12 protein-coding genes and 1 pseudogene are annotated in these 19,143 nt (G+C 67.9%); 9 read left to right on the top strand and 4 right to left on the bottom strand.

Annotated elements, in window-relative coordinates; all coding sequences use genetic code 11:
* The first annotated feature begins 18 nt into the window (after positions 1-18).
* Complete coding sequence (locus ACTWQN_RS03840; RefSeq protein ID WP_443201899.1) at positions 19-987, top strand: Lrp/AsnC family transcriptional regulator; 969 nt, start codon at positions 19-21, stop codon at positions 985-987.
* Between the two features lie 1,611 nt (positions 988-2,598).
* Here the strand turns inward: ACTWQN_RS03840 and ACTWQN_RS03835 are convergent.
* Both ACTWQN_RS03835 and ACTWQN_RS03830 read right to left on the bottom strand, forming a co-directional pair.
* Positions 2,599-2,915: pseudogene (locus tag ACTWQN_RS03835) on the bottom strand (transposase family protein); the annotation flags it as partial.
* A gap of 119 nt (positions 2,916-3,034) precedes the next feature.
* Positions 3,035-3,403 (bottom strand): group II intron maturase-specific domain-containing protein, encoded by a 369-nt coding sequence (locus ACTWQN_RS03830; RefSeq protein WP_443202017.1) that lies wholly within the window; start codon positions 3,401-3,403, stop codon positions 3,035-3,037.
* A gap of 577 nt (positions 3,404-3,980) precedes the next feature.
* Here ACTWQN_RS03830 and ACTWQN_RS03825 point away from each other — a divergent pair.
* Positions 3,981-4,664 carry a helix-turn-helix transcriptional regulator gene (locus ACTWQN_RS03825; RefSeq protein ID WP_443201898.1) on the top strand — a complete coding sequence of 228 codons (684 nt, stop codon included), beginning with the start codon at positions 3,981-3,983 and terminating at the stop codon, positions 4,662-4,664.
* Here the strand turns inward: ACTWQN_RS03825 and ACTWQN_RS03820 are convergent.
* Entirely contained in the window at positions 4,637-7,312 is a 2,676-nt protein-coding gene (locus tag ACTWQN_RS03820) for an AAA family ATPase (RefSeq protein WP_443202016.1), read from the bottom strand. The two genes, ACTWQN_RS03825 and ACTWQN_RS03820, sit on opposite strands and share 28 nt — an antisense overlap.
* A 225-nt stretch (positions 7,313-7,537) precedes the next feature.
* Here ACTWQN_RS03820 and ACTWQN_RS03815 point away from each other — a divergent pair, with 225 nt between their 5' ends.
* Complete coding sequence (locus ACTWQN_RS03815) at positions 7,538-8,917, top strand: helix-turn-helix transcriptional regulator (protein ID WP_443201897.1); 1,380 nt, start codon at positions 7,538-7,540, stop codon at positions 8,915-8,917.
* A 31-nt stretch (positions 8,918-8,948) separates the two neighbouring features.
* Positions 8,949-9,659 carry a winged helix-turn-helix domain-containing protein gene (locus ACTWQN_RS03810; RefSeq protein WP_443201896.1) on the top strand — a complete coding sequence of 237 codons (711 nt, stop codon included), beginning with the start codon at positions 8,949-8,951 and terminating at the stop codon, positions 9,657-9,659.
* Between the two features lie 6 nt (positions 9,660-9,665).
* Here ACTWQN_RS03810 and ACTWQN_RS03805 read toward each other — a convergent pair whose 3' ends face one another.
* Positions 9,666-10,073: a CAP domain-containing protein gene (locus ACTWQN_RS03805; RefSeq protein WP_443201895.1), complete on the bottom strand. Its 408-nt coding sequence runs from the start codon at positions 10,071-10,073 to the stop codon at positions 9,666-9,668.
* A gap of 244 nt (positions 10,074-10,317) precedes the next feature.
* On the opposite strand from ACTWQN_RS03805, the gene ACTWQN_RS03800 reads away from it, so the two are divergent.
* From ACTWQN_RS03800 to eccCa, 5 genes are all read left to right on the top strand, one after another.
* Positions 10,318-10,638: a WXG100 family type VII secretion target gene (locus ACTWQN_RS03800; RefSeq protein ID WP_443201894.1), complete on the top strand. Its 321-nt coding sequence runs from the start codon at positions 10,318-10,320 to the stop codon at positions 10,636-10,638.
* Positions 10,639-10,675: 37 nt separating this feature from the next.
* A complete protein-coding gene (locus ACTWQN_RS03795; RefSeq protein WP_443201893.1) occupies positions 10,676-10,975 on the top strand; it encodes a WXG100 family type VII secretion target in 300 nt (99 codons plus the stop codon).
* A 140-nt stretch (positions 10,976-11,115) separates the two neighbouring features.
* On the top strand, positions 11,116-11,922 hold the full coding sequence (locus tag ACTWQN_RS03790; protein WP_443201892.1) for a hypothetical protein: 807 nt from the start codon (positions 11,116-11,118) through the stop codon (positions 11,920-11,922).
* 207 nt (positions 11,923-12,129) lie between these two features.
* A complete protein-coding gene (locus ACTWQN_RS03785) occupies positions 12,130-15,069 on the top strand; it encodes a WXG100 family type VII secretion target (protein ID WP_443201891.1) in 2,940 nt (979 codons plus the stop codon).
* Positions 15,070-15,100: 31 nt separating this feature from the next.
* Positions 15,101-19,090, top strand: coding sequence for a type VII secretion protein EccCa (gene eccCa, locus ACTWQN_RS03780; protein WP_443201890.1), 3,990 nt, complete (start codon positions 15,101-15,103; stop codon positions 19,088-19,090).
* The last annotated feature ends 53 nt before the right edge of the window (positions 19,091-19,143 follow it).

Below are 19,143 nucleotides of genomic sequence, written 5' to 3'. Positions count from 1 at the left end.
TGGACTAAGTTTCCCTGAGTGGAAACCGACATCGCGGACGAGCTCGACCGTCAGCTGATCCATGCGCTCCAGCTCGACGGCCGCGCCCCGTTCAGCCGCCTCGCCGAGGCGCTCGGCGTCTCGGACCAGACCGTGGCGCGTCGATACCGGAGACTCCGCTCAGCCGATCGGGTAAGGGTCGTCGCCGCGCCGCCCGCCAACCACTACGGACACGGACGTTGGATGCTGCGGCTGCGATGCGCCCCCGGCGCCGCACCTACCGTCGCCACCGCACTAGCGCGCCGCCCGGACACCGCCTGGGTGCAGATCGTCTCCAACGGCACCGAAGTGCAGTGCATCACCCGCGCCCGAGTCCCGGACGAAACCACCGAACTCCTCCTGGACCACCTACCACGCACCGGCCGGGTGCTCGACGTCGCCGCCTACTCCCTGCTGCACACCTTCTACGGCTCGCCCGGACGGATCCGGCTGCTCGACGCGCTCCCCCCGGACAACGCGCAACTGCTCGGTCCCGAGCCGGACATCACCGGCACCGGCCTCCCGCACTGCGCCCCCGACGACCTGCGTCTGCTCGACGTACTAGCCGCAGACGGCCGCATCGGCCTCGCCGACCTAGCCACCGCCACCGGATGGTCGGTATCCACCGTCCGCCGCCGGATCGATCTTCTGCGCGCCACCGGTGCCCTGCACTTCTACACCGAGTTCGACCTCTCCTACCTCGGGTACACGGCCGAAACACGGCTGTGGGCCTCCGTCTCGCCTGCCCACCTGGAAGCAACAGGCACGGCACTGGCGTCCTATCCCGGCATCTGCTTCGTCGCCGCCACCTCCGGCCCCACCAACCTGACAGCGACCCTTGTCTGCAAGGACACCCACGAGATCTACCGCTACCTCACCAGCGAGGTCGCCGCCCTGCCAGCCATCACCCACCTGGAAACGACGCCCGTTCTGCGGACATTCAAACGCCTGAGCCGCCTTCTGGGCTGACCCAGGAGACAATCGCTCGGCACTCCGATACCAATCGTTGCCTGATCCACACATCGGCATGAGCGTGCGTTTGTCGGACACACCCAATCACCGGACACGCCGAGTCCGCGACATCACTCTCCATCGATACGACAACACTCGGACCCGGTCGCCCGATGCCTGAGTTCACCGATGAACGACGTCGGAATTCGCTGGCGTAGCCACCCCGCCTTATGCCCTCACGACACGCTCATGCCCCGCCGCAGACCGTTCACCAACAGGCTCCAACTGGGACGTGGACTTCAAGGCGAGGGCAAAGTTCAAGACGCCGTGGTAATCACGCAGCTCGCTCCGAGTCGGGAATGGTCGGCTGGATGATCACGGGGTACCGTAATACCGTGGAACTGCATGGAACCGCTGTGAACGGAAGCGTTTTGTACTGCGGTTTCTCGGTTTTCGCAGGTGTAAATCCTTTTAGGACTTGACTGGGGGTCAAGGGGTCGCAGGTTCAAATCCTGTCGTCCCGACGGTCGGAAGAGCCCGTTGGCCAGCACGTAAGTGCAGGTCAGCGGGCTTTTTTGCATACTGTTGTGGATCTTGGCTGCTCGTCCCGAAGGGCTGCGCCTGCCGAAAATCTCATCCGTGCAGGTCAAGCAGCATGTTGATACTCGTGGATGACTCCTCCCAGGCGATCGTGTCGGCGCATGTTGAGGCCGGTTAGCCGCTTGGAGTCGGTGATCGGTCTGGTTCATGGCCTGATGGGGCCGGTGCGCATTGTGGTAGAACCACAAACAGTTACCAACCCCTTTCATGTCAGCGGTGATCGTGCGGCACCGCACCGGAGGGCGGTGCCGCGCTGAATGTGGTGGTCGTTGGTGCCGGTTGGTTGACACGCTGGATCCGTTGCCATGCAAGAGAAAACCGCAGAACCCCGGCATGAAGGTGGTCCTACCCACAGATCGACTTCATAGAGTTCTGCCGTGGATGAGTGTCGTATACACGGCTGTCCTGGAGGCATCCGCGGACAGCGTCCTGTTCCTGCAGGTCTGCTGCACGCCGAGCGTCGGCGGCGAGGTACCCGCGCAAGGGGCGGCGTGCGCTGGGAACCTACAAACAGGCTGTTCTGGTGCTGCGCTGGTTCCTGGACGATCTCATCAGGTTGGCGGTCGGGGCAGTTGTGCCGATATTTCGGGCAATTGTCGCCATGAGATCCAACGCATTCGCCTCGCCACTGCGAGACTCTTGGAGGTAATTGACAGTATTTGAAACGAGGAGCGATCTACATGATTCGTAAGAGTGTGGCCGCGTTCGCTATCAGCGCAGGCATCGCGGCTGCGAGCCTGGCCACCGCAGGTAGCGCCGCCGCCGTGCAGGATGTACCCGCCGGGGTTTATCCGTCAATTCAAGCGTGCGCGGATGCTGGAAATGCTGGCTTGTCCCAGGATCGTTGGGTTGGTTACTGGTGCGAGAGGCTCGACCAGGGCCAGGCGTTGCTGTGGGTGCAGCCTACGTACTGAATCCTTTTCCAGCGGTAGGATGCGTTCTTGGGATCATTGCATCCCGGGAACGCATCCTACCCCTGAGGGTTTCCGCGTAATCTCTCGTGGCGTGTTGCGTGATCAAATTTGTTGATCACGTGGTTCGGCCGTGTTCGTGGTGGAGCAGGACCAGGGTTGCCGCGACGATGCAGCCGAGGCGCCAGGGCAGCCGCGGTAGCGGCGCAGGGCCTCGTAGGTGGTCTTGAGTAGCGAGTTGGCGCGTTCGCTGAGGCAGCGCAGGGCGCCGTGGATGGCGTTGTAGGTCTGCTGGTTGGTGATCCGCGCGAGCAGGTCGGGGTCGGCGCGGGCGGCGCTGGTGTCGTGTTCGCGGCCGGGTCGCACGTCGGAGGTCCACAGTGGCCACCCGTCCGGGGCGGAGACGACCTGGATCTTCCCACCGTGATGGCGGTGCGCTGGGTCGGGTCGGGGCGCTGTGCTGGCCTTTCGACCAGTCCGTTTCCCCGACCCGCCCGCCGAACCCGCCGTGCGAATTACTCCGCAACGGGCTCTCCACGTGTCTTGACCGTTGGTCAGCCGTTTGTGGCTGCCGGTTTCGGAGTCCAGGGGGGCGGGATTTTGCTGCCGCGGTAGCGGTAGCGGTAGCGGGTCACCGTGACATTGGATGCGCCGGTGAAGACGACTCCATTGTGAGCGAACCTCCACCCGGTGTCGCAGGAGCGACGGCGGAGTTCTTTGAGCCCGACACGGTTCTTGCCCGCATACTTGTTACGTGTCCATCGCATCAACCGACCCCATGCGTGTTGGTCGATCGAGTGGAACACCGCTTTGGACATCCCGTATCGGAAATAGTTCGCCCACCCCGCCAGCATCCGGTTGAGACTAATGATCACCTCGTCCAGTTCCTGATCACGGGTTGACCTGTACATCTTCGTCTTCACCTTGTCCTTGATCGGTAGGGGTAGCAGGGCCAGTTTGATCAGTAGGCGCCGGGTTTCGGGTGAGGTGTGGATGATCGTGTCTTCGTCGTTGTTGCTGATTCCCCTTTTTATCGCAAGAGCTTTGGTTACTGGCAGCCACGCTAGGGCGAGCATGGACATGGTGATGTGGGCATACCAAGCCCGTCGGCTCCGAGCCTGGTAGTGATCAAGTCCGGCCCCGGCCGACAAGGTCAACAGCGATCTCGCCGGGTCTCGTCTACCGCCGAGTTCCCGAAGGATTTCCCGACGGTGGTGGAGTCGGTCCTTGAAGGTCGGTGTCCGCTGACTACAGTATCGGGTTTCTGTCTGCCTTTCTTCGTTCCCCGCAATGCCAATCCATTTCGTCGCGCCATAGTGATCGGGCACGCATTCTCGGATTCCAAGTGAGGGGAATCCCGAGGCGCCGGCTGGGGCGACGGGAATTCTCCCGCCAACACCGGAGAATTTGTGCTGGGCGCACGTTGGGCCGTGGATCGATGGCGGATTCGCGGATTCGTCGGCCAACCGCTGGTGGCGCATGTTCGGAGGATGAGCGCGGATGACTACCAAGACTGAGGCGGGAGCGAACTCGATCGTCCGGCAGGACGCGGAGGAATCGGAAAAGCGGCTGCGCGTGTCGGTGTGGGCTTCGGACCCGATCACGCTGATCGGCCTGACCGAGACGCTGATGGGCAGGCTTAAGGTGTTCGTGACGCCGACCGACCAGGCGGCGGAGGTGGACGTGCTGGTGTTCGCGGCCGACCGCGTGACCTCGGAAGCGGTGGCTAGTCTGCGAAGGGTGGCCGCGGAGTCCGCCGCCCCGGTGGTTCTGGTGACCAGCGAACTGGACCGGTCGCACCTGCTCCCTGCGGTCGAGTGCCGCGTGGTCGCGGTGCTGCACCGCGGCCTGGCGACCGAGGAGCGGCTGGTGAGCACGATCCGGGCCGCGGCTGCGGGCGGCGGGGCGCTGCCGCCGAATTTGCTTGGGGAACTGCTGCGGCAGGTGCAGGCTCTTCAAAAGGAAGTTCTCGCGCCGCGTGGGCTGAATTCGGCCGGTCTCACGCCGCGCGAGATCGACGTGGTGCGGCTGATCGCCGACGGCTGGGACACCGAGGAGATCGGAAACCGGCTCTGCTATTCGGAACGCACCGTGAAGAACATCATCTACACCATGACGAATCGTCTGCAGCTCCGGAATCGTCCGCAGTTGGTCGCCTACGCGATGCGGGCCGGGGCCATCTGAGTGCGTTGCGTCGGTATGGCGGGAAATTCGCCGCTCAGTGTCGCCGTCGCGAGTTCGGCCCGCGAGCGGTATCCGGTCCGTTGGAAGAACCTGGTCAGCCTGCCCTCCACGCTCTTCTCGCTGGTGCCCAGGACGGTGGCGAGCTGCTGGTTGGTCAACCCTTCCGCGACGAGGGTGGCCAGCAGCCGCTCGTTCTCGGCAACGGTCGCGGCGCGCCCAGGGACGGTGATGTTGCGTCTGCGCATCACCAGCCGCAGCCGCGCTCGCGGTATCAAGGCGCCGAGTTCACCGAACAACCCGTACGCCTCGCTGAGAAGGTTCTCCTCGCCGAGTCCGCTTTCGGCGACGGTGGCGAGCGTGCCGGCAAGTTCGAAGGGACGCTCTCGTTCTCTCGTGAGCCGGACGACCTCATCTGCGGCGTCCAGATCGTGCTGGACAAGCACCCTGGCAAGCAGACAGTTGCGTCGGGCACTCGCGGTGCCCAGCCGCTCGGCGATCCGCGCGACCCGTGCCGCACATCGTCCTGCGGCAGCAGGGTTTCCGTGACGCGACTCCCATTCGGCCAACCGCAGCCACAACTCGTCGGTGCCCACGATGACTCCGGTCTCAGCCGCCACGGACAGACGCTGCTCGACCAGCGCTCGCGACCGATGGTGCGCGCCGATCGTGTCCTCCCACTCCGCTTCCGCGACGGTCACCAGGTGCGGCAGCAGAAGATGCTGCGATCTGGCCTGCTGGATCACGTTGCGAGCTCGGTTCAGTTGGCCGCGCGCAATGAGAATCGTCGCCATTTCACGGAGCATCGCGGTCTGCTCATGACCGCCACCGCGAACGGACGCGGTGGCGATGGCGGACCCGGCGAGATCCAGAGCGCGATCCCACTGCCCGGAAAAACTCGCCTGGATCGCCAACTCGGGTCGACTCCGAGGGCGCGGGGAAGGCTCGGTCGAGTCCAGGCAGCACAACGTGAACGACCGCAACAACATCCGCGCCAAGTCCACAGTGGAATCCGCCGCATCAAGTCCTTCAACGGGCATATCCAAGCCGGACGCACTCCCCAGCATCACACCCGCCGCCTGACTCAGGACATGCCCGAACGTGGCCGACGCGGCGTTGGCCTGGCTCCACAGATCCCGACCGCTGGCAAGCTGATCGTGCGCGTCCTTCCACCGGTTGAGCATGCAGAGCGCCGCAGACCGGGTGACGATCCGGTTCGCTTGCTCGCCGGGCATCGATCGCCAGTCATCCGCGACAATGTCCCGCAGCTCGGCCACCTTCCCGGCCAGCCCGACGACGTAGACGATCTCCAACTCCTGCAGGGAATCGGCCGGAAGCCGATCCGGGTAGGTGCGCAGCACGACGTCGGCGGCATCGCCGGCGGACCTGAACTCCTGGTGCAGCGTGCACATCACGGCGTGACGATGCAGCGCTGTGGCATGCCGAGCGGGATCCGCGATCAGCCGGCCGGCCGCACGCTGCCACCGGTCGGCGAGATCGCCGCCATCCGGCAGGACCGAGGCGCTGCGAGCGAGCAACTCGGTCGCGGCGGGTTCCGGATCCACCAACTTGCCCGCGTCCACCAGCCGTTCCGGCAGATAGTTGTCGTCCGGGCAGGATGCGGCGCCATTCCAGATCGCGATGACGGCGAGCGCAGCGATCCTGCGTCGCTCGTAAGGCCCGAGACAGGACATCAGCAAGGTGGCGAGCATGGGCACCCGGAACCGCCAACTTCCCGGTCGTTTTCCGGAAAGCACGACGCCCGCCGCCTGCAGTGTGCCAAGCGCGCCGACGACCTGTTTCTCGCTGATACCAACGACTTCCGCGATGAGCGCGGGAACGGCTCCGCGCAGCGGATGCAGCACTGCCAGTGCCTTGATCACCGGCCAAACCGGCGAGCCGGGATCGACCAGGTCCGCGAAAAGCGGGTGATCGGCCGGCAATCGCGGAATGGGGTCTCCGACAAGGTAGGCATGCCGGTCGACGATCCGCAGGCAGCCGGATTTCCGGTAGCCCTCCACAGCGGCGCGCACCACCGCGGGTATCCCTCGGCTCGTTTTCCGCAGCTCGGCAACCAGTTCCGGAGTGGGCTGGGCGTTCAGGAGATCAACCAAAAACTGCTTCACCGTGGACATGCTGAGCGGGCGAAGGCGCTCCTCGTGCACCAGTCCGGCAGTACGCAAGGTGTCGAACTCGGTCCCGGCCGACGGCGTGCGAAACGCGCAGACGAACGTGACCTCGGTACCGGCCAGCGTGCCGATCAGGGACGCCAGCGTGGCGAGCGATCGGGGATCGATCCGATCGGCGTCGTCCAGAAAAACCACCAGGCGGCCACGGCGCTCGGCCAGCATGGCGAGCAGACGTCTCAGCGCGCCGCTGGATCCGTCACGAACCGGCTCCACGCCGAGTTCGTCGGCGAGCCGGGCAACGAGATGGGCCACGTCCTGGACCTCGCCGACCACCGGGACATCCACCGTGGACACGCGCCGCTCGATCAGCAGCGCGCGCACCCGTGCCAGGACGGAACTGCGTCCGATTCCGGGCGGTCCGGTGACCAGGACAAGCGGGCGGGCCGCGCGGGACGTGCAGACCCCGAGGATTCGGGTGACGACCTCGTCGCGCCCGCGGAGTGCGGATCGAGAAGTGAACACGGGCTCAGTATCGCCATCGCCCCCGGCCGAGGGTGTAGGCAAACAATGAGGAAATCATTACACGTTTCTTAGCTGGGCGTTGACCGTTCCTGACTTGTTACGCGGTCCTTAAATGACTCGTCCGCGATTCTTGCGGGGCCGCTGAATTAGGTCTTCCCGCGCTAACGTGCGGAAACCGCGTCGAAGGCTCGGGGAAACCGCATGGTGTCGTGGAAAAGGACGGACATGGCTCGGGAACAGGTGTCCATCGAAGGCAGGGAACGTGCGCTGGCGGCACTGCGCTCCGCGCTGCGCGGCTGTGTGCGGCGCGGTCGGCTGGTGATCGTCCGCGGACCCGCCGGAATCGGCAAGACGCGGCTGATGGAGGCCGCGGCCCGGCGCTGGCGGTCCGAAGGGGTGCGAGTGGCCCAGGTGCGGGTCGGCGGCCGGGCCGGGAGCGACCACTACGGCGTCGGCGCGACCATCGACGCGCTTCGCGATGACTTCGATCGGCTCGGCGACGCGGGACTGATCGACGGCGTCAGCCTGCTGGCCCGGTTGCGCGCACGCGAGGCGACGGATCCGCGCGGCTGGCTTCCTGCCATGGCGATCGAGCTGAGCAGAGTGTTCGGCCGGATCGGCTGTCCCGGTCCGGCGGCGGTGTTCTTCGACGACGTGCTGGGGGTCGCCGATCCCGCCCTGCTGCTGATCGCGGCCCGCCGCCCGGGCTGCCTGGTCGTCGCGTCGCTGCGGCACGACACCGTGCCGAGCCGGGCGGCCACCGAACTGGTCAACCTGGCCGACGAGGTCATCGATCTGGGTCCGCTGACCGACGATCAGATCGTGACGGTGGCGGGCGAAGCGGATGACGACCTCCATCAGGCTTTGCGCACCGCGCTCGGCCCCCTGTACGGAAACCCCGGCACCGTGGTGGCGACGCTGGAAGCACTGCGGCGCCAACTTGTCGAGGTGGGCGACCGGCTCCACCTGAACGACCCGGCCTCGCCTATTGCATTGCCGGACGGACACGATCTGCTTCGCCGGGCGCGTCAGATCGGCGACCTCGCCCCGCGAATGCTCGCGGCGGCGGCCACGTTCGGCACGCTCGACGTCGATGACCTGCCCCGCATCGCGGATTCCCTGGGGGAGGACCTCACCGAGTGCGGCCGGACCGTGGACCGGCTGGTCGAATGCGGAGCGCTCGCGACCGACGCGCAGGGCAGGCTGGGTTGCCTGTGCCCGGCGCTGGCCGCCTCCATCGCGATCACGGAGCGCGACACGGTGCGGCGGCTGCGCGCCGCGATGACGGCATCGGTGAGCGAAGTTCGGACCGAACCGGAAATCCCGGCGAACCTGCCCAGAAAACGCGCGGTCGCAGAAAGCGCGCGGACGGCCGTGAGTCAGGTCTGGTCCACGGCCGAGACCCGCCTCGTCGACCTGATCAGCCTGGGATTCACCAACCGGAGGATCGCCTCGGAGATCGGGGTCAGTGAGAAGACCGTGGAGCGATACCTGACCCGGCTGTTCGCCAAGACCGGCTGCCGCTCCCGCGTCGAACTGGTCGCGGCGAGCATGGAGGGGCGATTGTGGGGCGGCCTCTCCCCGGCCTACGGGCCCGCGGCGTGATCCCGCCCGAGGCCGCTGACGGGTACGCGACATGACCCAGCCGGACGGCACTCCAGACCACGAACGGCCACGGATTCTCGTGGTGGTCGACGATTCCTCCGTTGTCGAGATGGTGACCAGTTATCTGCACCGCGCGGGACTGACCGCGGTCGTCGCCACGGACGGCGCGACCGGCCTGGAACTGGTCCGCCAATGGGGGCCCGACCTGGTCGTCCTCGACATGGCGCTGTCCGGATTCGACGGATCCCGGTTCCGGTGGGAAATGCCGGAGGACTCCAGCGTCCCGCTGATCATGCTGACCTCGCCCACGGTCGAGGAGGACGGTCTGACCGAGCCGGCCGTTGACGCGGACGACCAACTGGTCAAGCCGTTCAGCCCGCGTGAGCTGGTACTGCGGATCCAGGCGGTCATCCGGCGCGGCCACCTCATCGCGCCGGCCGCCACGGAACTCGTCGTGGGCGACCTTGTGGTGAACCAGGCGTCCCGCGTGGTGAGCAAGGGCGGACGGGATCTCGCGCTGACCAACCGCGAGTTCGAACTGCTGATGTTCATGCTGCACAATCCCGGCCGGGTGTTCCGGCGGGACGAGCTGATCCGCGGCGTGGCGGCGTACGGCTTCGGTGCCGCCACCATCGCCGTTCACGTGCGCCTGCTGCGGGAGAAGATCGAGGACGACCCGTCCCGGCCGAAGATGCTGATCACGGTGTGGGGCGTCGGATATCGCTTCGACCCGCCGGAATAAACCCGGTCAGTAACCGAAGTTCTGCGTCCACCAGGGGCCTCCGTCGCCGAAGTGCACGCCCACGCCGATGGTCCGGAAATCCCCGTTCAGAATGTTCGCGCGGTGCGGAATGCTCTGCATCCAGGCGCGCACCACGCTGGCCGGGGTCTCCTGGCCGCTGGCGATGTTCTCCCCGCCGGGATCCTCGAATCCCTCGGCCAGCATCCGGTCGAACGGCGACATGCTCCGCGGGCCCTGATGCGCGAAGAATCCGCGTTGCGCCATGTCGGCGCTGTGTCTCCGGGCTGCGCGCCGCAGCCGTTCGTCGATGCGCAGGCGGCACAGTCCCCGTTTCGCCCGTTCGGCGTTGACGAGCACCACGACCTTGTCCTCGGTCCGCATTCGCACCACGTCCCGACTGGCGCCGAGAGCCATCGACCGAAACACCTCCTCCAGTCCGCGTGCCGGTGGAAAACAACCACTCCCGTTTAGCGCGATCCCCGCGGGAAAACCCGTTTTCCGGACGCATCGCGCCCGAATGGGTAACCATGGCGGACCTTCGGGCAGGGGTCCGGCGGCGACTCTGTTTTGCTGGCGGACCGGCCGCAAGACTGGTGTACACGCGCGCCCGTGAATCATTCGCGGTCGCGGGTTCAGCGAAATCGAAGGAGTTTGGCGAATGGCGCAACCCGTAGTCCAGACATCGCAGCCGGGAATGCAGCAGGCCGGCCAGATCTTCAGTGATCGGGCGGCCGACTTCACCACGGAATCGCAGCGTATCAACGACATGATGGCGAGCTTGCGGTCCACGTGGACCGGAAACGCGTCCAACAATTTCAACCAGGCGATGGACGCCTGGTCGGCATCCTTCCAGGTCATCATCGAGAAGCTGAACAACATGAGGGAATTGATGGGCATCAACGCCAAGGACTACGTGGCCGCCGAGGACGACTCCTCGACCGCCGCCCAGTCCTTCGCCACCGCGCTGCCGGGCGTCTGACGCACTCGGCATGGTGAGACCCGAAAAGGAGTGAAGATTGTCCGACTACAGGTTCGACTTCAATCAGGCGAACGTGGCCTTCGAGGAGATGAACGCCGTCAACGGCCGGGTGCGTACCGCGCTGACCGAAATGGAGAGACAGGTCGAGGCCACCCTCTCCGAATGGACCGGTGACGCTCAGAATGCTTACTGGATCCACAAAGCGGAATGGAACGCGGCGGCCAACCAGATGCCGGTTCACCTGGATGCCGGCCGGCAGACCCTGATGTCCATCTCCGACAACTACGGCACGACCGAGCAGCGCGCCCGGCAGAACTGGGACACCGGCCGGGGCTGACCGACCGGCCCCTCCTCGGATGTGCGATCCGGCCGCCGGGAGAGCGGTCCCGGCGGCCGGACCGCGGGCGAGGTCCGCGGCGCAACACCCTGACGTGACAAACCCCGAGTGGGCAAAAACCCTGATCCATGGAGGTTCTCATGGCCGACGACCCGCAAGGTCTCGACTACTGGCTGGAAAGCGACGCGTGGCAGGACACCCAGTTCGCCGACTGGCCCAAACTCGACGGATACGTCGACAACGGGTACATGGCGCCCCACGAGCGGGATCTCATTCAGGCCCAGGCCAGCATGGCCGCGCTGAACCCGGGCGGCGGCGCCGGTGGGTTCCCGGAGGTCGACGCGGCCTGGGAGAAGTACCTCCAGGTGGACGAGCAGCACAGCGACGACCCCGAATTCAACGAGGATCTTCCGGCCGACCAGATCCCGGCGCCGAATTACGGCGGCGGATTCGACGAGAACAAGGACTATTACCCGCGGTTGCCCCACACGGAGCTGTCCGACGAGCAGAAGCCCGCGAAGCCGACGGCCCCGAATGTGCCCGGCGCCAAAGGCGAGGGCGGCGGGGGTGAGGGCAAGGTCGAGGTCAACACCGAGGCGCTCAAGACCTTCGGGACGAACGTCTCGACATTGCGGGACATCATCAGCGGCGCGCGGGGCGTTGTCGAGGGCATCGACGTCAAGCCGGGAGCGTTCCACAACGCCTACGAGCTGCGGGGCAAGGTCATGGGCGCGGAGGATGGCGGCGGGCTGAAAGCCTCGGTGCTCGATTTCATGACCAACACGACCGAGGCCCTGACGGACATCGATACCGACATCCAGGAGATCGCGCGCCAGTACACGACCACCGAGGATCTGAACGGCCTGGAGGGAACGAAACTGGAGGAGATGATGGCGGAATCGTTCACCACCATCGACAATTCGCCGAACGCGGGCGGCGAACAGTAGGGCGGCCGACCCGGCGGCGGGAACGGCCCGGCCCGATTTCGCGGGCCGAGGCGAGATTTCCGGGCCACACTGGTTTTTTGGCCCGGAAATATTTTGCCCGAATATTCTGCCCGGAAATATTCGGTCGAAATAATCCGGGTGCACTGTTTTGGCGGCACTGTTTCTGGGCAAGGCGATGATGTCAGTTCCTAGAGGGAGCGAACTGCGATGACCACCCCCGAGGACCCGGACGCGAAGTACGACAAAGACGCGTTCATGCAGGACGACCTCGATCCGCACGCCGTTTACGGCAATCCCGAAGGGGCCAGTTCGCAGGGCAACGACTACGAGAGCTGGGACTGGAAACAGATCAAGGCCGCCCTGACCGGCGGGTCCGCCCTGTCGAGCGATGAGATGCGGGAAACGGCTCGCGGATACGTCGATCCGCAGACCCTGCGGATCGCCGGGGACAATTTCGAGCACGCCAGGGAAGCCCTGACCGTGGTGGCGAAGAGCGTCCGTGACCAGGCGACCGCCCTGGCCGGCCCGGACGGCCCGTGGCAGGGCACGGCCGCGGACGCGTTCATGGCGAAGATGACGGAGTTCGCCGAGGACATCGAAGCCAACGCGGAACGGATCGCTGGCGGTGACGCGGGCCTCAACCCGGTCCCGCAGGGGCTTCATCACAACGGCAACGTCCTTGCCTGGGCGCAGAACGCCGTCAACACCATCGACTCGCACTACGCCAATATCGCGCTCCAGCGCGGGGTAGCCCCGGTGATGGACAACGGCCTGGTCATGGTCAGCAAGGACCCGGAAGTCGTGAAGGCCATGACCGAGCAGATGCGCAACGTCATCCGCCAGGTCGCACAGAACTACGCGGAAACGTTCAACAGCGTGACCCACCTGACCCCCGGCAGCGGCCCCGGGGGCGGCGGTGCGCCCCCGCCACCCGAAGGCCGCGGCGCGCCTCCGCCTCCGGGTGGAGAGGGGCCGCCGCCCGGAAAGGAGCCCCCGCCGGGAGACGGGCCGCCGCCCGGAAACGAGCCCCCGCCGGGAGCCGAGCAGCCACCCGGAAACGAACCGCCGCCAGGAGCCGAGCCACCGCCGGGAACCGAACCGCCGCCCGGAGCGGAAGGCCAGGGTTCGCCCGGCGTCGGGGGGCCGCCCGCGACCGACGCGCCGCCCGGCGCCGAGGCGCCGTCGGGTGCGGATTCGCCGCCGGGCGTGGGCGGCCCACCCGGTGTGGAGCCGCCGCCATCGGCGAACGGAACACCGTCGGGTGGCGAGATGCCGCCCGGCGGTGGTGGAACACCCGAAGGCCAGTCGCAGGGCGAGACCCCCTCCGGAGGCCCGGTGACACCGGTCGGCATCCCGCCGGTTCCCGGCGGCACCGGCGCCGGGAACCAGGACCCGACCCGGCGGGCGAATGTCAATGGTCCGCCCGGCGGTGGTTCGGGTACCGCTCCGCCCGGTTCCGGTCAGGGCGAGGTTCCCCCTCCGGAGGATTCGGACGAGTCGGCTCCTCCCGGCATCGGCGCTCCCCCGGAAGTCGGTGCCCCGCCCGGCAGCGAGGCTCCGCCCGAGGTCGGTGCGCCGCCCGGGGTGGGCGAACCGCCCGGGGTGGGTGCGCCTCCGGAGGCGGAGGCTCCCCCCGGAATCGGTGCTCCGCCCGAGACGGGTGCTCCGCCCGGCGTGGGCGAACCGCCGGGAACCGGCGTGCCACCCGGTACGGGCACCCCGCCCGGTGCTGGTGAGGTTCCGCCGGGTCAGGTTCCGCCCGAGGTGTCGGATCCGTCCGAGTGGTCTCCTGGAACGGGAACCGGTCAACCGGGCGGTGACCAGGATCGTGGCGGAGTGCCGCCCATGGTCCCGCCGATGATGCCGCCCGGTGCGGGTGGTGGAGGCTCTCCCGGTTCGGGTGGGCTCTCGGATTCCTCGGGCCTGCTCGACGGCGGTGAGCGTCCTTGGAAGAACACCGGCGGTGGCCCTGATGTGGGCGAGCCGCAGTCTCCCAGCGGCGCTGTTCCCGGTGGTGGCGGACTGGACGCTGCGCCCGAGACCGTTCCGCCCGGTGCTGGTGAGGTTCCGGAGGGCCAGGTTCCGCCCGGGGCGTCGGATCTCCCGCCCGAGTGGTCTCCCGGAACGGGAACCGGCCAGCAGAGTCCCGGTGGCATGCCGATGGTGCCGCCGATGATGCCGCCCGGTGCGGGTGGTGGAGGCTCTCCCGGTTCGGGTGAGCGTTCGGATTCGTCGGGTCTGCTCGACGCCGGTGGCAGGCCGTGGGAGACCGCGGTCCCGGACGAGGCCATCGGTGATCCGGCGGCGCCCGAGGGCGCGATCGCCGCCGTCGGCCCGCCCGAGTGGGCTCCGGAGGCGGATACCGGTCAGCAGGTTCCCGGTGGGATGCCGATGGTTCCCCCCATGGTGCCGCCCGGCGCGGGCTCCGGTGGCACGGGTTCGAACGGTGCGCGTTCGGATTCCTCGGGTCTGCTCGACGCCGGCGAGAAACCGTGGGAGAGCACAGGTCCTGACCAGGTTGCCGGTGATCCGCGGGCGCCCGAGGGCACCGTCGCCGCCGGTCCTGCCGAGTGGTCGCCGTCCGGCGGTCAGCCCGCCGAATCGCCGCAGGGCGTCCAGTTCGTTCCCGGTGCGTTCCCTCCGCCGCCGGAACCTCGCGCCCGCTACGAGGAGCCCGGGGAAGTACCGCAACCACCGGAAGACCACATCCCGGTCGTCCGGCGGGACGAGGGCGATCAGGACACCAGCGCGTGGAACGTGCCGAGTACGGGCCTGCCGTGGCTGGTTCCGTTCCCGGTGCGGGATGGTGATCCGGAGTGGGGGCGTGATCGGCCGGCTCCGGACTACACGCTCCGGAACAGCGATCCGTGGCAGGGCTCGGAACCCGACGCCGGGTACGCCGTCTGGCGCCGCGCGAAGCTCGGCGAGGGCGAGCGCACGTCGGTCGACGAGCCGCTTCTCATGTGCGGTGGCCCGGTGCTGACTCCGTCGCAGCTCGCCGCGATGGCCGCCGAGGAACGGGCACAGGCGGAGGCGGAGGCCGCCGAGGAGGAAGAGGAGCGGGAACGCACCAGCGCGGACCTGTTGGCCAAGGACACCTCTGCCTGGGGCGACTGGCCCACGCCGCCGTCCGGAGGGCTCGGATGAGGCAGTCTCCCAACGCACGCAAGGGGAATTCATGAGCACCGTGACCGTGAAGCGGCCGCCGCGGGCGGCCGGGCCGGAGATGCCCGAGGGCGAGGTCGAACTCCAGGAACCGCCGGTGATGGACGAACCGGCCGCGCTGGACTTCCGCTCGGCGGCGATGTTCCTGCCGATGGGCATCGGCTCGGCGGCGATGATCATGATGTTCGCGTCGTCCAACGGGTCGCCGATGATGTACATGACCGGCGGGGTCATGGGCGCGGCGATGATGTCCATGGGCCTGAGCCAGATCGGCCGCGCCGGCGCGGAACGCAAGCGCAAGATGGCCTCCGAGCGCCGCGATTTTCTGCGCTACATCGCGCAGTTGCGCACGAAGGCCAGGGACACGGCGGACCAGCAGCGTCGCGCGGTCATGTGGAACAACCCGCCGCCGTCCTGGCTGTGGTCGGTGGCCTCCGGATCGCGGTTGTGGGAGCGCCGGGCGAACCACGAGGACTTCGCCCGCGCCCGGATCGGCCTGGGCACGCAGTCGGCGGCGGTGGACTACGCGGCGCCGTCGACCAAGCCGATCGAGGACCTCGAACCGCTCGCCACGGTCTCGCTGCGCCGTTTCCGGGAGACGTACCGGACGGTGTCCGGCATTCCGATGTCGGTGGGGCTGCGCAGCTTCACCAGCGTCGAGTTCGCCGGCGAGCAGGAGGCCGCGGTGGGGCTGGCCCGCGCCATCCTCGCCCAGCTCGTCACGTTCCACTCGCCGGACGAGTTGCGGATCGCGGTGCTGACCACCGAGACCGGCCAGCCGGAATGGGACTGGGTCAAGTGGCTGCCGCACAACGCCCATCTGGCCGCGCACGACACGGCGGGACCGCTGCGGCTGTTCGCCTGTGACCACGACGAACTGCTGGACGTGCTCGGCCAGGAGGTCACCGACCGGCCGGATCACGATCCGGGCAGCCGGCCGGGAGTCGTCGAACCGTTCATCGTGGTGGTCGCGCATCTGGCCGAGGTCCCCGCGTCGTCGCGGCTGCTGGACACCGGTCTGCGCAACGTCGTGCTGCTGGACCTCACCGGAAAGATGCCGGGCGGTCCGAAGGTGCTCCGGCTGACCACCGAAGGCGACACGGTGGAGTATCCGGTCGGCGAGGCCACCGGGTACGCGCGGCGCGACGAGCTCAGCCTGGTGCAGATGGAGTCGCTGGCCAGGCTGCTCGCGCCGAAGCGGACGAGTGGTTCGGTGGACGTCGTCGACCAGCCGCTGGAGAACGACTTCGAGTTGACCAGCCTGCTCGGCATCCGCGACCCGCGCACCTTCGACGTGCTGGCGCTGTGGCGGCCCCGCACGGCGCAGCGGGCGCGGCTGCAGGTGCCCATCGGGGTCACCGAGGACGGTGAGGTGGTCGAGCTCGACCTGAAGGAGTCCGCCCAGGGCGGCATGGGGCCGCACGGCATCCTGATCGGCGCCACCGGTTCCGGCAAGAGCGAACTGCTGCGCACCCTGGTGTGCGGGCTGGCCGCGACGCATTCCTCGGAGATCCTCAACCTGGTGCTGGTCGACTTCAAGGGCGGCGCGACATTCGTCGGCATGGACGAGCTCCCGCACACCTCAGCCATGATCACCAACCTGGCCGACGAGTTGCCGCTGGTAGACCGGATGCAGGACGCGCTCAACGGAGAGCTGGTGCGGCGCCAGGAACTGTTGCGCGCCAGCGGCTTCTCGTCGTCGTTCGACTACGAGAAGGCCCGCGCGGGCGGTGCGCAGCTCGTGCCGTTCCCGGACCTGCTGATCGTGGTCGACGAGTTCAGCGAGCTGCTGGCCAGCAAGTCCGAGTTCATGGACCTCTTCGTGTCCATCGGGCGGCTCGGCCGCAGCCTCGGCGTGCACCTGCTGCTCGCGTCGCAACGGTTGGAGGAGGGCCGGATTCACCGCGTCGAGGGCCACTTGTCGTACCGGATCGCGCTGCGCACGTTCTCGTCGATGGAGTCCCGGGCCGTCATCGGCGCCGCGAAGGCGTACGAGCTGCCGTCGGAGCCGGGTAACGGCTACCTGAAGATCGACACCGCCACCCTGGTGCGATTCAAGGCCGCCTACGTTTCCGGGCCGTGCGCGCCCAGCGCCGGTGCCGCGGCCGTGCCGGAGAACCGGGCGTTCTCCGAGGTCGTCTCCTTCCACACGCAGCCGTACCCGAGCCTGCACCAGATCCGGCCCGTCGACGAGCCGGACTCCTCGGCGCAGCCGCAACAGCAGTCGGACAAGGACACCGGCGAGGACGCGCCGTCCCTCGCGGAGGTCCTCATCGGACGGTTGAGGGGCTCCGGCCCGCCCGCCCGGCAGATCTGGCTGCCGCCGCTGTCCGAGGCGCCGAGCCTGGACACGCTGCTGCCGAGCGTGGTGCCCGACCCGGTCCGCGGCATGACCGTCGACGAGCCCGGCGGCCGGGGCGCGCTGCGCGTTCCGGTCGGCGTCGTGGACCTGCCCTACGAGCAGCTCCGGGACCTGATGGTCGCAGACCTGACCGGCGCCGACGGGCACGTCGGCATCGTCGGTGCGCCACAGAGCGGGAAGTCGACGCTGGTGCGGACGCTGGTGCTGGCGCTCGCGCTGACCAACACGCCGGAGGAGGTCCAGTTCTACTGCCTGGACTTCGGTGGCGGCGGCATCACGTCGGTGTCCAGCCTGCCGCACGTGGGATCGGTGGCGACCCGGCTGGAACGGGACCGCGTGGTGCGGACGCTCGCCGAACTGGTGCAGCTCATGGAACGCCGGGAGGCGCTGTTCGCCGAGCGCGGGTTCGAGTCGATCTCGGCCTACCTGCGCGCCCGTGCGCGCGGCGAGATCGACGATCCGCACGGCCACGTCTTCCTGGTGGTGGACGGCTGGTTCACGGTCAAACAGGACTTCTCCGACCTGGAGTCGAAGTTCGGCGAACTCGCCTCCCGCGGCCTGTCGTTCGGCATCCACGTGGTGCTGACCGGCACCCGCTGGTCGGAGATCCGGCCTTGGCTGCGTGACCTGCTGGGCACCAAGTTCGAGCTGCGCCTCGGCGACTCGATGGAGTCCGAGTTCGGATCGCGCAAGGCGGCGACCGTGCCCACCCAGCCCGGCCGCGGGCTGACGCCGAAGGGATTCCACTTCCTCTCCGCGCTGCCCCGGCTGGATGGATCGTCCACTGTGGAGGATCTTGCCGACGCGACCAGGACGGTCGCCGGGGAGATCCGCGCGTTCTGGCCGGGTCGCGGGGCGCCGCCGGTGCGCATGCTGCCGACGCAGCTACCGGTGCAGAACCTGCCGGCGCCGGAGCGGGAGTTCCGGGTGTGCCTCGGCCACGACGAGCAGCGGCTGGAACCGGTGTGGCACGACTTCTTCGCCACCCCGCACCTGCTGGTGCTCGGCGACAGCGCGACTGGCAAGACCAACCTGCTGCGGCTGGTGTTGCGCGCGATCCGGCGGCGTTATCAGCCGCACGAAGCCAAGATCGTGCTCGGGGACGCGCGCCGCGACCTCGACCGGGAGGTGCCCCCGGAGTACGGCGTAGGCTACGGGTTCACCGCCGAGTCGCTGCACGAACTCGCCGGGCAGTCCGTGGCGTCGATGACCAAGCGGGTGCCGGGCCAGGACATCTCCTCCGAGCGGCTGCGCCGGCGTGACTGGTGGGAGGGCCCGGAGCTGTTCCTGGTCGTGGACGACTACGAACTGCTCGGCCGCGGCGGTGTCAGCTCCGCGCTGGAGCCGCTGCTGCCGATGATCCCGCAGGGTGTCCACATCGGACTCCACCTGGTGATCGCCCGGAGCACCTCGGGCGCCATGCGGGCGATGATGGACCCGGTGCTGCGCAGGCTGTGGGAGCTCGGCACGCCCGCGGTGTTGCTGTCGTATCCCAAGGAGGAAGGCAAGTTCCTCGGGGAGGCGGCGCCGCGCAAGCTGCCGCCCGGCCGCGCCCAGCTCGTCACCCGCCGCGGGGTCCGGCTGATGCAGACCGGTCTGGTGACCGTCGACTCCACCCTCACCACCCAGTCCGGCCGTTGAAGCGCGGCCATTCGAGAAAACGGCAGTCCGTTGACGAACGTAGCTAGGAGAAA

This window comes from Saccharopolyspora antiqui (assembly GCF_052246905.1).
In the GTDB taxonomy this organism is placed as follows: Bacteria; Actinomycetota; Actinomycetes; order Mycobacteriales; family Pseudonocardiaceae; genus Saccharopolyspora.
Note: the sequence above shows the minus strand (reverse complement) of the source record. Positions and strands in the feature narration are given on the sequence as shown.